The sequence below is a fragment of the Pedobacter sp. MC2016-05 genome (genome assembly GCF_026239735.1).
Lineage (GTDB): Bacteria > Bacteroidota > Bacteroidia > Sphingobacteriales > Sphingobacteriaceae > Pedobacter.
The window spans coordinates 219,594-231,977 of sequence record NZ_JAPIVT010000005.1 but is presented as its reverse complement, the minus strand read 5'-3'; the positions used below and the strand labels follow the sequence as shown (position 1 = coordinate 231,977).

14 protein-coding genes are annotated in these 12,384 nt (G+C 36.3%); 9 read left to right on the top strand and 5 right to left on the bottom strand.

Annotated features, from left to right (window positions below):
- Nucleotide 1: 1 nt before the first annotated feature.
- On the top strand, nt 2–1,012 hold the full coding sequence (locus tag OQZ33_RS09660) for a glycosyltransferase family 2 protein (protein ID WP_265798832.1): 1,011 nt from the start codon (nt 2–4) through the stop codon (nt 1,010–1,012).
- On the opposite strand, the gene OQZ33_RS09655 is transcribed toward OQZ33_RS09660, so the two are convergent.
- Both OQZ33_RS09655 and aroQ read right to left on the bottom strand, forming a co-directional pair.
- On the bottom strand, nt 1,009–1,731 hold the full coding sequence (locus OQZ33_RS09655) for a TlpA family protein disulfide reductase (RefSeq protein WP_265798831.1): 723 nt from the start codon (nt 1,729–1,731) through the stop codon (nt 1,009–1,011). The two genes, OQZ33_RS09660 and OQZ33_RS09655, sit on opposite strands and share 4 nt — an antisense overlap.
- A gap of 11 nt (nt 1,732–1,742) precedes the next feature.
- Nucleotides 1,743–2,162 (bottom strand): type II 3-dehydroquinate dehydratase, encoded by a 420-nt coding sequence (gene aroQ / locus OQZ33_RS09650; protein ID WP_265798830.1) that lies wholly within the window; start codon nt 2,160–2,162, stop codon nt 1,743–1,745.
- Between the two features lie 60 nt (nt 2,163–2,222).
- Between aroQ and xerD the strand changes: the two genes are divergently transcribed.
- Nucleotides 2,223–3,122, top strand: coding sequence for a site-specific tyrosine recombinase XerD (gene xerD, locus OQZ33_RS09645; RefSeq protein WP_265798829.1), 900 nt, complete (start codon nt 2,223–2,225; stop codon nt 3,120–3,122).
- Here xerD and prmC read toward each other — a convergent pair.
- Complete coding sequence (gene prmC, locus OQZ33_RS09640; RefSeq protein ID WP_265798828.1) at nt 3,097–3,978, bottom strand: peptide chain release factor N(5)-glutamine methyltransferase; 882 nt, start codon at nt 3,976–3,978, stop codon at nt 3,097–3,099. The genes xerD and prmC overlap by 26 nt on opposite strands.
- Before the next feature lie 80 nt (nt 3,979–4,058).
- Between prmC and ribD the strand changes: the two genes are divergently transcribed.
- The 4 genes from ribD to OQZ33_RS09620 are packed head-to-tail and all read left to right on the top strand — an operon-like array spanning nt 4,059 to nt 7,475.
- Nucleotides 4,059–5,111 (top strand): bifunctional diaminohydroxyphosphoribosylaminopyrimidine deaminase/5-amino-6-(5-phosphoribosylamino)uracil reductase RibD, encoded by a 1,053-nt coding sequence (gene ribD / locus OQZ33_RS09635; RefSeq protein WP_265798827.1) that lies wholly within the window; start codon nt 4,059–4,061, stop codon nt 5,109–5,111.
- Nucleotides 5,112–5,978 (top strand): DMT family transporter, encoded by an 867-nt coding sequence (locus tag OQZ33_RS09630; protein ID WP_265798826.1) that lies wholly within the window; start codon nt 5,112–5,114, stop codon nt 5,976–5,978.
- Complete coding sequence (locus OQZ33_RS09625) at nt 5,965–6,579, top strand: IMPACT family protein (protein WP_265798825.1); 615 nt, start codon at nt 5,965–5,967, stop codon at nt 6,577–6,579. The genes OQZ33_RS09630 and OQZ33_RS09625 overlap by 14 nt, the downstream gene beginning before the upstream one ends.
- 35 nt (nt 6,580–6,614) lie before the next feature.
- On the top strand, nt 6,615–7,475 hold the full coding sequence (locus tag OQZ33_RS09620; RefSeq protein ID WP_265798824.1) for a nucleoside phosphorylase: 861 nt from the start codon (nt 6,615–6,617) through the stop codon (nt 7,473–7,475).
- A gap of 76 nt (nt 7,476–7,551) precedes the next feature.
- Here the strand turns inward: OQZ33_RS09620 and OQZ33_RS09615 are convergent, their stop codons facing one another.
- Complete coding sequence (locus OQZ33_RS09615; RefSeq protein ID WP_265798823.1) at nt 7,552–7,947, bottom strand: DUF1398 domain-containing protein; 396 nt, start codon at nt 7,945–7,947, stop codon at nt 7,552–7,554.
- Between the two features lie 2 nt (nt 7,948–7,949).
- The gene (locus OQZ33_RS09610; RefSeq protein WP_265798822.1) at nt 7,950–8,996 is read right to left on the bottom strand and encodes an aldose epimerase family protein; all 1,047 of its coding nucleotides are present in this window, start codon (nt 8,994–8,996) and stop codon (nt 7,950–7,952) included.
- A gap of 73 nt (nt 8,997–9,069) precedes the next feature.
- Between OQZ33_RS09610 and OQZ33_RS09605 the strand changes: the two genes are divergently transcribed.
- From OQZ33_RS09605 to OQZ33_RS09595, 3 genes are all read left to right on the top strand, one after another.
- Nucleotides 9,070–10,221 (top strand): galactokinase, encoded by a 1,152-nt coding sequence (locus OQZ33_RS09605; RefSeq protein ID WP_265798821.1) that lies wholly within the window; start codon nt 9,070–9,072, stop codon nt 10,219–10,221.
- A 62-nt stretch (nt 10,222–10,283) separates the two neighbouring features.
- Entirely contained in the window at nt 10,284–10,814 is a 531-nt protein-coding gene (locus tag OQZ33_RS09600) for an RNA methyltransferase (RefSeq protein WP_265798820.1), read from the top strand.
- A 252-nt stretch (nt 10,815–11,066) separates the two neighbouring features.
- A complete protein-coding gene (locus OQZ33_RS09595; RefSeq protein ID WP_265798819.1) occupies nt 11,067–12,347 on the top strand; it encodes an OmpA family protein in 1,281 nt (426 codons plus the stop codon).
- Nucleotides 12,348–12,384: the final 37 nt, after the last annotated feature.

Genomic DNA, 12,384 nt, shown 5'->3' with positions numbered 1-12,384 from the left:
CATGAATCCTTCAGTAGCCGTTGTCATATTAAACTGGAATGGAAAGGCTTTTCTACAACAATTTTTACCAGGAATATTACTTACCCAATACGATAACCTGCAAATTTTTGTAGGTGATAATGCATCTACAGATGATTCTGTGGCATTTTTAGAAATTAACTTCCCTACAGTTAAAATCATTAAAAACGATTTAAATTATGGTTTTGCTGGTGGTTACAATAAGGTTTTGGAGCGGGTTGAAGCGGAGTATTTTGTGCTCTTAAATTCGGATGTTGAAGTGACATCCAACTGGATTAAGCCCGTTATCGATTTAATGGAAAGCGATGATTCTATCGCGGCAGCTCAGCCAAAAATCAAATCACAGTTAAAGAAAAGCGACTTTGAATATGCAGGTGCTGCCGGTGGTTATCTGGATATTTATGCCTATCCATTTTGCCGTGGTCGTTTGTTTAATGTTTACGAGTCGGATGAGGGCCAATACAACGATCAAAAAGAAATATTTTGGGCAAGTGGTGCAGCGTTTTTTATTAAAAGCAGATGCTGGATAGAAACAGGAGGCCTGGATGCCGACTTGTTTGCCCACATGGAAGAAATAGATTTGTGCTGGCGATTGAAAAATTTAAATTACAAAATTATGTACTGTCCAACCTCGGAAGTTTTTCATGTTGGTGGCGGTACATTACAAACTGAAAACCCTTTTAAAACTTATCTAAATTTCAGGAACAACCTGATTATTATGCAGAAAAATTTGCCTGCAGGTGATGCCTTTTTTAGAATAGGCATTAGAATGTGGATAGATTTTGTGGCCTGGTGGCACTTCCTATTATCGGGGAAACCTAAATTTACATTGGCTGTAACAAAAGGACATTGGCATTTCATAAAATCGATTGCTAAAACAAATAAAAAACGAACTTCTGTACAGAAGCCTTATGCTGCACACGCTGGTGTATATAACAATAGCGTAGTTTGGGCATTCTTCATCAAGAAAATAAAATATTTTAGTAAACTTTAATTTGCCACCAACGCTTCGTCTATAGATTTCTTAATCCATAAAACTGTATTTGCTGCTAAACCGTTAGTGCTAAATTTAATTTTTCCAGTCTTATCAATTACAACATGCGTTGGATATGAATTAACAGTCTGTTGATTACTTATAGCTCTGCCATTGTCTATAATTGAATATTTATAGGGATTATTTTTCAAAAATTCTTGCAGTTTATTTTTATCATCTAATGCCACTGCCAGAAATACAATATTATTATCTGTTTTATAAGAATCTACCATTTCATTTAAAAAGGGTATTTCTATCTTACAGGGTGGACAATTTATAAACCAAAAATTTAAAACTATAATTTTATTTTTCATTTCTGATAAGTCGTAATGGTTTCCGTTCAAATCGGTTACCTTAAATCCCTTAAAAAGTTTTCCAGCAGGGAAACTCAAACTTTCGTTTGGTTTAGGCATGCTGAAAAGCATTGCTTTTGTTTGATCTTCAGTTAATTTATACAATAAAAATTCAGGCTTCCCATTACTATCTGTCGTATTCGTTGATTTTACTGAGTATCTACCCGAGAACCACATCAGTTTCCAATCATCAAAACTATATAATTTGCCATCCTCCCCTTTCACAATTGATTTTTCATCAGGTTGCAAATTTGATACGGACTTGTTTTGGGCATATCCAAAATTTATAAATAATAAAAACAAAAGTGACAGGATTGACTTTTTCATTTTGAGATGTATTATCTTGTTATTAAACTTTCAATAGCTAAACGATAACCTTTCATTCCAAACCCGGTTAACACACCCTGGCAATTTTTTCCGGTTAAAGATACATGTCTATATTCTTCACGGGCATAAATGTTCGATACGTGTACCTCAACAACTGGGGTTTTAATTGCAGCAATGGCATCAGCAATGGCTACAGAAGTATGTGAATAACCGCCTGCATTTAGCACCACCCCATCATAACTAAAGCCAACTTCATGTAATTTATTAATTAATTCGCCTTCTACATTGCTTTGAAAATACGCTATTTCTATGTTGGGATATAATAATTTAAGCTCCTTCACATAATCTTCAATGCTGATATTGCCATAAATAGAAGGTTCACGAACGCCAAGTAAATTTAAATTTGGGCCGTTAATTATTTGAATTTTCATGATCAATTAATGGTTTTATGTTGTAACGTTGCAATGTTATAAAAAATCTTAAATAAAAGCATGCTTTGGCAATCATATATTAAAGGATTTAGAGCTTACTTGAAATTAGAGAGATCGCTTTCTGACCATTCTGTGCATGCATATCTGAATGATATCGCTAAGTTGAGCCAGTATTTCGAAGCTATGGAAGAGGAGCCCAAATTAACGGATATAAAGGCCTCTGATATCAAATCATTTATCAGCTGGTTAAATAACCTGGGTATGCTAGCCAGTACGCAAGCCCGGGTAATTTCAGGTATGAAAGCATTTTTTACCTATTTAATGTTGGAAGAGGTCATTCAGATCGATCCGATGGCATTGATCGAAGCGCCAAAACTTAGTCGAAAGTTGCCTGATATGCTGAATATTCACGAAATCAATGGTCTTATTGAGGCTATTGATGCTTCGAAACCAGAAGGAATGCGCAACAAAGCTATTATAGAAGTGCTTTATGGTTGCGGATTGAGGGTATCTGAATTAACGGATTTGAAAATTTCGAACTTATATCCACAGATTGAATTTATAAAAGTTATTGGCAAAGGGAACAAAGAGCGATTGGTTCCTATTGGTGGAGTTGCTTTAAAACTACTGGATATCTACTTAAATCAAGTTCGCAATCACATGACGATAAAAAAGGGAAATGAAGATTTTATTTTCCTTAATCGCTTTGGCGCAAAACTTTCCCGTATTTCTGTTTTTAATCTCGTTAAAAGCCTTGCTGTAGCTACTGGCCTCAAGAAAACAATTAGTCCGCACACTTTGCGCCATTCTTTTGCAACACATTTAATAGAAGGTGGCGCCGATTTACGAGCAGTACAAGAAATGCTGGGACACTCAAGCATTACAACAACTGAAATTTACACCCATATCGACAGGGATTACTTGCGGGAAGTAATTACACAGTTTCATCCGAGATCGTAGTTGCCTGATCAAAGCTCGCTTTAATCATTCGGTTTTTGAACTGCATATCTTTTCTCAAATCGATACTTGTAAATCCTTTAGCTGAAAGCATTTCTATAGTTTCAGATGATAAAAATTCATTAATTTCGAGGTACAAATTACCAGTTGGTTTTAAGTTGGTTTTGGCAAAATCTGCAATGGCATTATAAAAAATCAATGGATTATTATCATCAACAAACAAGGCCAGTTGTGGCTCATAATCTAACACATTAGCATGCATGCCTGCTTTTTCTAAGTCTCTGATGTAAGGTGGGTTACTCACAATTACATCATATTTTTCTTCACTTGAATATTTCAGGATATCCGCATGAATGAATGATAGTGGTGTATTCAGCTGAACCGCATTTTTTTGCGCTACTTCGAGTGCATCAGTAGAAACATCTAAGGATGAAACTGATGCTTCCGACAGGTGCTTTTTTAGGGTAATTGGAATGCAACCCGAGCCCGTACCAATATCGAAAATTTTAATCGAGTCAGTTGGCTTAAGCTTAAGGTCTGAAATAATCCAATCTACCAACTCTTCTGTTTCGGGCCTTGGAATGAGTACATTTTCATTCACGATAAAGACTAAACCATAAAAATGGGTTTCGCCCAATATATATTGAATGGGCTTTCCAATGATCAAATCGTTTAAGATACTTAGCATTTTTTGGAGATGAACGAAGTCCATTACACTATCGCCCATCATGCGCAATTTACCCGGTGAAAATTTCAAAACATGTTCTGCAGCCAGACTAAACATCGCTCTGGCTTCATCACCATCATATTGTTGACTTAATTCTTCTTTGAAATGCTCTTCTAACTCTCCTAATTTCATCGTTGTAAAATTAATATTTTTGAAACCATATCGATGATGTTTGTAAGGCTAATGGCTCATTTTTTAGTATTTTTGCGCAAATGACCGACGAATTTTACATGAAACGCTGCTTAGAGCTGGCGGCCTTAGCAATTGGAAATGTAAGTCCTAACCCCATGGTTGGCTGCGTAATTGTTCATAATGGGAAACTTATCGGTGAAGGTTATCATCAAGAATTTGGTAAGGCCCATGCAGAACCGAATGCTATAAAATCGGTTTTCGATCAGTACGGCGATGACAGTGATGAATTATTAAAGCAAGCCATTGCTTATGTAAACTTAGAACCCTGTGCGCATTTTGGTAAAACCCCTCCCTGTGCCGATTTATTTGTAAAGCATCAGTTGAAAAAAGTTGTAATTGGCAATCGTGATCCGTTTTCGGGGGTAGATGGCAAAGGGATTGAGAAGTTAAGAAATGCGGGTATAGAAGTAGTAAGTGGTGTTTTAGAGGAAGAGTGCAAATATTTTAACCGCAGATTTTTCACAAGAATTCTGCAGCAGCGACCGTATATCACCCTTAAATGGGCAGAAACCGCAAACGGGTATTTTGCAACCAATGATGGGCACCAGAAATGGATTAGTGGCGCTTTAGCCAAAAGAATGGCCCATCAATGGCGGACAGAGGAGGATGCCATTTTAATTGGCAAGCAAACGGCCATCATCGATAATCCTCAACTCACAGCACGAGAGTGGCCAGGAAAAAATCCCACCCGCCTTGTAATTGATAAGAATCTCGACGTTCCACAAAACAACTACATTTTTAATGATGAAGCTAAGACCATCATCTTCAATGAAATTAAAACAGATGTGGTTGGAAATGTTCACTACATTCAAATGGAAGATATGCACTTCTATCTGGCTCAAAAAATAGCCTTTCAACTTTATTTGATGGATATGCAATCGGTAATTGTTGAAGGTGGGGCGAATATTTTAAAGCAATTCCTGGAGGCTAATATCTGGGATGAAGCCAGAATTTTTAGTTCTCAGGGCAGTTGGAACAACGGCATTCCCTCGCCAGTGATCAACGGTCGTTTACAAGAGCAAATCCGGGTTGGTTCTGATCAACTATCCATCTATATTAATCAGCACAACTAAATGATTTACATACTATTAAGCATTTGCTGCAGCGTTACAGTTGCCGTATTGCTAAAATTGGCAAAACGCTATCAAATCAATATCATTCAGGCAGTTACAGTAAATTATTTTGCTGCTTTAATCTTATGTTATATTTTCTTTAAGCCAGATGTTGCTGTTGTAAATTCTAGTGCTCCCTGGTCAATTTACTTATCGCTAGCAGTATTATTGCCTTCGGTATTTTTGCTTTTGGCTGCATCAATAAGAAACCTCGGTATCGTAAAAACCGATATCGCCCAGCGATTATCTCTTTTTATCCCCATCTTGGCTGCTTATTTTATATTCCGTGAAGATTTTAATCAACTAAAAATAATTGGTTTATTAGTCGGGTTTCCCGCTATCGTTTTAACTTTCCTTCGAAAAACTGATCAGAAGGAAAACCAGGGAAATTGGATTTATCCATTAATGGTTTTTATAGGTTTTGGTGTTATAGATGTACTCTTCAAACAAATTGCCTTATATAAATTACTTCCATACACAACCTCGCTCTTCGTTATTTTTTGCCTAGCGTTTATCGTTTCGCTCATCATTGTAATCGTATTAATGATCAGTAGAAAAATCAAAACTCAGCTGGTTAATTTGGCTTGCGGCTTGGTTTTAGGATTATTTAATTTTGGTAACATTTTGTTTTATATGAAAGCCCATAAAGCCTTGTCCAGCAATCCATCAACAGTTTTTGCAGCAATGAATATGGGGGTAATCGTAGTAGGAAGTTTAATTGGAATAATCATATTCAAGGAGAAATTAACAAAAATAAATTACCTCGGAATCGTGTTAGCCCTTGCTGCTGTCATCTTTATTACCTTGTCGCAAAATGCTGTTCGATGATTCTTATAAAACGATAGAAAATCCTTCAGAAGGAATTTTTCGTGATAAAGGCAGTAAATTCATCGCTTACTCCTATCCTATCCGCAATGAAGATGAGGTAAAGCCTATTATTGCAAATCTTCGTAATGAACATTCCAAGGCTAGACATTGGTGTTATGCCTATCGTTTAACTCCCGATCGTTCTGTTTTTCGTATTAACGATGATGGCGAACCCTCAGGCACTGCTGGCAGACCGATTTTGAATTGCTTACTATCTGCCGATCTTACAAACGTAGTGATCGTGGTAGTCCGTTATTTTGGTGGTACATTACTAGGTGTTCCTGGTTTAATAAATGCTTATAAAAATGCCAGTTTAGAGGCGATTACCTCTGCAAAAATTGTTACTAGAACAATAAATGATTTGTACGAAGCATATTTTGATTATCTCCAGATGAATGATGTGATGAAACTGGTTAAAGAGGAAAACCTGATTATTCTACAACAACACTTCGATGCCAATTGCATTTTAAAACTTGAGGTGAGAAAGGCACAATTGAATCAAGTTTTAAGTAAGTTTGATAAGATAAGTAACGTAAAACTGAAATATCTCCAAACCACTTAAGTGCCTAAACAAAATTTACTTTAAGCTATGCAATTATGAAAATATCCGAAAGCGACTTAATTATCAATCCAGACGGGAGCATTTATCATTTGAATTTATTGCCAGAAGACGTTGCAGAAACAGTAATTACTGTTGGCGATCCGGATCGGGTGGCTGAAGTAAGTAAGTATTTTGATGAAGTAGAATTAAAAAAGGGGAAAAGAGAATTCATCACGCATACCGGTTATGTAGGTAAAAAGAGGGTAACGGTGCTTTCTACCGGTATTGGTACGGATAACATAGATATCGTTTTTAACGAATTAGATGCTTTGGTCAATATAGATTTTGAAACCAGATTGGTTAAAAAAGATCTTAAGTCACTGAATATTATCCGTGTAGGTACTTCTGGTGCCGTTCAGGCCGATATCCCGATGGGTACCATATTGGCTTCGAATTATGGTTTGGGAATGGATGCCCTAATGAACTATTATATTCAGGAAGTTGCTAATGATGATAGAACTTTAATGGCTGATATAAATAGATATTTTGAGCATTTGAAAAACGTCAATCCTTATTTGACTGCTGCTAATGATACTTTACTAAATACAATTGGAAAAGATTTACCACGAGGAATCACCATTACTGCTCCTGGATTTTATGCGCCACAGGGACGGGTAGTGAGAGCGGAGAATGCTGTCCCTAACTTCATAAGTTTAATAAATAATTTCAAGAGCAATCAATATCGCATTACCAATTTGGAAATGGAAACAGCGGGTATTTATGCATTGGCTAAAATACTAGGACATAAAGCCTTGTCGATCAATGCAATTTTGGCAAGCCGCGTAAACTTTGAATTTAGTAAAGAACCTAATAAAATTGTAGAGCAGGCTATTAAACTGGTGCTAGAAAGAATTTAGTCACGCTAGCTTATTCTGTTTTATAGCATTATTTATTTTCCTCGAAATAGCAACTCACCATTTTTATTTCCAGCCTTCAAATAGTTGGAATTTTCTCCTGTACCAATTCATTGCCCTCACTATCTAGATAAGTACAAGTCATTGCTCCCAAATCAATCACCCATTTTTCTACGCCAGCATCTGCAGCTTGCTTACAGAAGGTCAAATAATCGGTTTCTCCCTTTTGATGTATTTTTAAAGCATGCGCCAATTTATCTGCAGATGACTCATCGTTAATGATAAGCGCTGGATATTCCGGCGGACTTGCCTGCTGTGCATTGTCTTTATCATCAAAATAAATGGAAAGTCCGTTAGCCACATAAACATCATTTCTGACTACCCCCATTTCTTTAATTTCTTTAATAAACTGAGGGAAATCAGCACCGGTTTTTATTTTTGCTTCTGCGGTTTTAATATCTTGAAGGCTAAACATATTTATTTGGCTAGTGATAATTTATAAATTGTAGTTTGTGTGTATAAATCCTCAGGCTGTAATATTGTACTTGGAAATTCAGGAATATTGATTCCATTTGGATGGTGCTGGGTTTCAATGCAAAAAGCGCTGTAAGCTTGATAGTCTTTTCCGCCTTTACCATTTTTTACATCAACGTATTTTGCGGTGTATAAATGTGCAACAGGCTCGGTGGTGTAAACACTTAAAGTTAAACCACTCTCTGACTCGCTCGTTTCACTTGCCAGAGATAAATCACCATAAATTTTATCAAGAACAAAGCTTTGATCATAACCTTCTTCAGGGTCCCAATCTTTTCCAATTTCCTTTAAGTGTGTAAAATCGAGCGGTGTTCCAGCTACCGGAATTAATTTTCCAGTTACTGAATAATTATCATCTTGCTCTAAATAATTCGACCCAAAAATTTGAAGTTGATGATTAGCAACATTTCCACCATCAGGAGATAGGTTAAAATAGCCATGGTGGGTTAAATTAATGGGAGTAGCTTTATCTGTTTCAGCTTCGTAGCTTAAAATAAGTTCATTATTCTCAGTCAATTCAAAAGTTAGAGAGATCACTAAATTGCCTGGAAAATTTTCCTCGCCATCTTCACTTTCATATTCTAACGTAACCAAGTTTTGATTTTCCTCAACTTCAACAATATCCCAAACTTTTCTATCGAAACCTACTGTGCCGCCATGCAACGTTGCTGCACCAGCATTTTGAACCAATTGGAAAAGCTCATCGCCAATGCTGAAACGACCATCTCTGATGCGATTTGCATAACGACCAATTACCGCTCCGAAGTAAGGATAGTTCTTCAAATATTCACGATCAAGATATTGCTCAAAAGTATCAAAGCCTAATACAATATCCTGCATCTCACCTTTGGCATTTTGAACTATAAATTTATTAATGATAGCACCGTAATTAAAAATCTTAACGTAAGTGCCTTTGCTATTGGTTAGTTCGAGTGCGAAAACTTCTTCGCCATCAATAAATTTTCCTGTTGATGTTTGCTGAACGCTCATAAATTGTAACTTAGGATTTTTGTTTCGTAACAAACATAGCATTATTAATGCTTTTATAAATATTTTTAACCAAATGAAAATCGAACTTGAGCAAAATTTTTTAGCAAATTATAATCGTAATTCTGATGCAGTTTACTTCACTCCTGGAAGGATCAACCTGATTGGCGAGCATATAGATTATAATGGTGGACTAGTAATGCCTTGCGCCATCACATTAGGAACCTGGGTTGCTATTGCCTCAAATAACGATGGCAAATTCAGGTTTAAAAGTTTAAATTTTGAAGCTCAGGTTGATGTAGAGAGCAATAAGATCCATGATAAAAACGGTAGTTTGTGGGCCAATTATCCTATCGGAATAATCAATGAGTTTTTAAAGGACGGAAAAGAAATCAATGGATTTGATTTTCTGTTTTTCGGTAACATTCCAATCGGATCCGGCCTATCTTCTTCAGCATCAATTGAAATCGCTACGGCATTTGCATTGAACGATTACTTGAATTTGGGCTATGATAAACTGGAGCTAATCAAAATTGCCAAAAAGGTTGAAAATGATTTTATCGGTTTGAACTCAGGTATTATGGATCAGTTTGCAGTAGCAATTGGTGAAAAGGACAAAGCCATTGTACTTGATTGCGAAACGCTGAGATACAAAATGGTTGATTTTAACTTAGGTAAATATTCTTTAGCTATTATCAATACTAATAAGCCCCGAGAATTGGCTGATTCTAAATATAATGAACGTGTTGCAGAATGCCAGGAAGCTTTAAGATTGTTGAATGAGGAAATTACGCTTCACAATTTGTGTGAACTAAACGCAGAGAAGTTTGCGCTACATAGTCATTTGATTCATGATGAGACAATTCTGAACAGAGCTACACATGTGGTAAAGGAAAACGACCGCGTTCATCTTGCGGCTAAAGCACTTAATAACGGCAACTTAGAAGAATTCGGCCGTTTGATGTATGCATCGCATAAATCATTGAAGGAGCTTTACGAGGTTAGCGGAGATGAGTTGGATGCAGTTGTTGATTTTTGTTTGACTTACGATCATGTAATTGGTGCCCGAATGACTGGCGCTGGATTTGGCGGTTGTGCTATCGCTTTGCTTGAAAAAGGTTATGAGGAAGATTTTGCCAAACACTTAACAGCGTATTATGTGGGGAAAATCGGCTATCCTGCAGCGATTTACATTAGTGAGATTGGAGATGGCCCCAAAAGGCTCTGAAATATTTAAGATAGCCAATAATAATAATCTTCCAGATAAACTGCAAATTTGCGGTTAATACAATGAAAAAATTAAAATTAGACGAACTCAATCGTCCAGATATAGCAGCGTTTAAAGCGCAAGAGAAACTTCCAGTCGTGGTGGTTTTAGATAATGTTCGCAGCATGCATAATGTCGGTTCTGTTTTTCGTACAGCAGATGGTTTTGCACTGGAAAAGGTTGTTTTGTGTGGAATTACCGCACAACCTCCACATCGTGAAATCGAAAAAACTGCTTTAGGGGCAACACAATCTGTAGAATGGATTTATTATCCTGACACTTTATCTGCAATCAATGCCTTACGTATTGAAGACTATGAAATTGTTGCCATTGAGCAGGCAGAAAATAGTACTATGCTAAATAGTTTTCGGCCAGATCCCAACAAAAAATATGCGTTAATTTTTGGCAATGAAGTTGATGGCGTGAGTGATGAAGTGATGGCAACCATTGATGAATGTATCGAAATTCCTCAGTTTGGAACCAAACACTCTTTTAATATTGTAATATCTGCAGGTATTGTATTCTGGGATTTCTTTGCGAAGTTAAGACTATAATTATTGGTAAAACTAGCGCATCGCAAAGTTAATTTTTAATCAAAATCTAATCTATGTATACAATTACAGACAGTTTTTAACCCGCTAAGGGCTCTTAGGTAACATTTTTGTGAATTATTTTATCAATTATAATCATCTGATTTAATGATGGTTGAATGGATTTTCTCTTTTTTGGCAAGGTTTTTTCTTAGAGGCAACCAAACAGTATTATAAAAAAACTGTTAAGAGACTATTATTTATAAATTAATAAAAATGAATTCGAGAATTACAAAATCAACAATGTTGGTTGCCTTATTAGGACTATCATCACAATTATTTGCACAAGAAACGCCAACTACAACAAGTAGATTTGGTAAACAATCATTAAGAACCTGGAGCGTTGGTGCTCATGGTGGTATCTTAAGCCAAAACACTTTCTTAGGTGGCGGAAGCGTAGATGCAAGAGAATTTAAAAGTATTGGTTATGGTGCATTTGTTAAGAAACAAATTTTACCAGCTTTAGGCTTGCAAGCAGATTTCTTGCGTGGCGAGGTTAAAACAGCTAACGCTTTCGGAAACTTAGAGCAAAAAAATAGCATTAACTGGTCTGGATCATTAACAGCAGTTTTAAACATTGCAAACTTTAGTTTAAATACTGAAAATGCAGTGTTAATTCCATACGTAAAAGCTGGTGCTGGTTACATGTCATCTGATTCACAAATTGGAACTACAGAAGTATTTGCTGATAGAGAAGGTTGGTTTATCCCGACTGGAGTTGGATTTAAAATTGGTGTTTCTAAAGGTATTAACATCGATTTAGGTTATGATATCAATTTTATCAAATCTTCACCAACAGTTAAAGCTGCTTATAATGAAAGCAGATTCTCTTACGCTCACGCAGGTTTAGAGTTTGCTTTAGGAAACAAAGAAAATTCTCAATTGCAGAACTATAGCGCTGTTGCCGATTTACGTAAGCAAAGTGCAGAAGAAAGTGCTGAATTAAGAAGAGCATTATCTACAGCAGAACAAAATGCAGCCAGAGACAGAGAGCAATATGCTAAAGATTTAGCTGATGATGATAATGATGGTGTAGCTAACAAATTTGATAAATGCCCAGGAACTCCAACAGGTACTGTAGTTGATGGTTCAGGTTGCCCAATCAAAGTTCAACGCGAAATTATCAGAGAAACTAAAGTAATAACTGAAGAAGATCGTAAAGTTGTTAAAGATGCGATTTCAAACTTAGAGTTTGATTTAGGTAAGTCTACTATCCGTTCTAAATCTTATGCTTCATTAAACAGAGTTGCTGGTTTATTAGTAGAGAAAAACTTTAGCTTAAAATTAGCTGGTCACACAGATAACACTGGTGGTAGAGAGTTAAACTTACGTTTATCTAAAGAAAGAGCAGAATCAGTTAAAGCTTATTTAGTATCTCAAGGTGCTAACGCATCAAGAATTGAAGCTACTGGTTACGGACCTGATCAACCAATTTCAACAAACAAAACTGCAGCGGGTCGTCAAGAAAACCGTCGTGTAGAATTTACATTATACTAGTCAATAGTAAAATGATACGAAAAAGCCCCGATGAAAA

Excerpts from the sequence above, each read along its gene's own strand:
- aroQ (WP_265798830.1), bottom strand. The coding sequence starts at position 2,162 with ATGAAAATTCAAATAATTAACGGCCCAAATTTAAATTTACTTGGCGTT.
- prmC (WP_265798828.1), bottom strand. The coding sequence starts at position 3,978 with ATGAAATTAGGAGAGTTAGAAGAGCATTTCAAAGAAGAATTAAGTCAA.
- OQZ33_RS09600 (WP_265798820.1), top strand. The coding sequence starts at position 10,284 with ATGAAAAAATTAAAATTAGACGAACTCAATCGTCCAGATATAGCAGCG.
- OQZ33_RS09605 (WP_265798821.1), top strand. The coding sequence starts at position 9,070 with ATGAAAATCGAACTTGAGCAAAATTTTTTAGCAAATTATAATCGTAAT.
- OQZ33_RS09630 (WP_265798826.1), top strand. The coding sequence starts at position 5,112 with ATGATTTACATACTATTAAGCATTTGCTGCAGCGTTACAGTTGCCGTA.
- xerD (WP_265798829.1), top strand. The coding sequence starts at position 2,223 with ATGCTTTGGCAATCATATATTAAAGGATTTAGAGCTTACTTGAAATTA.
- OQZ33_RS09610 (WP_265798822.1), bottom strand. The coding sequence starts at position 8,996 with ATGAGCGTTCAGCAAACATCAACAGGAAAATTTATTGATGGCGAAGAA.
- OQZ33_RS09615 (WP_265798823.1), bottom strand. The coding sequence starts at position 7,947 with ATGTTTAGCCTTCAAGATATTAAAACCGCAGAAGCAAAAATAAAAACC.
- OQZ33_RS09625 (WP_265798825.1), top strand. The coding sequence starts at position 5,965 with ATGCTGTTCGATGATTCTTATAAAACGATAGAAAATCCTTCAGAAGGA.
- OQZ33_RS09660 (WP_265798832.1), top strand. The coding sequence starts at position 2 with ATGAATCCTTCAGTAGCCGTTGTCATATTAAACTGGAATGGAAAGGCT.
- OQZ33_RS09595 (WP_265798819.1), top strand. The coding sequence starts at position 11,067 with ATGAATTCGAGAATTACAAAATCAACAATGTTGGTTGCCTTATTAGGA.
- OQZ33_RS09620 (WP_265798824.1), top strand. The coding sequence starts at position 6,615 with ATGAAAATATCCGAAAGCGACTTAATTATCAATCCAGACGGGAGCATT.
- OQZ33_RS09655 (WP_265798831.1), bottom strand. The coding sequence starts at position 1,731 with ATGAAAAAGTCAATCCTGTCACTTTTGTTTTTATTATTTATAAATTTT.
- ribD (WP_265798827.1), top strand. The coding sequence starts at position 4,059 with ATGACCGACGAATTTTACATGAAACGCTGCTTAGAGCTGGCGGCCTTA.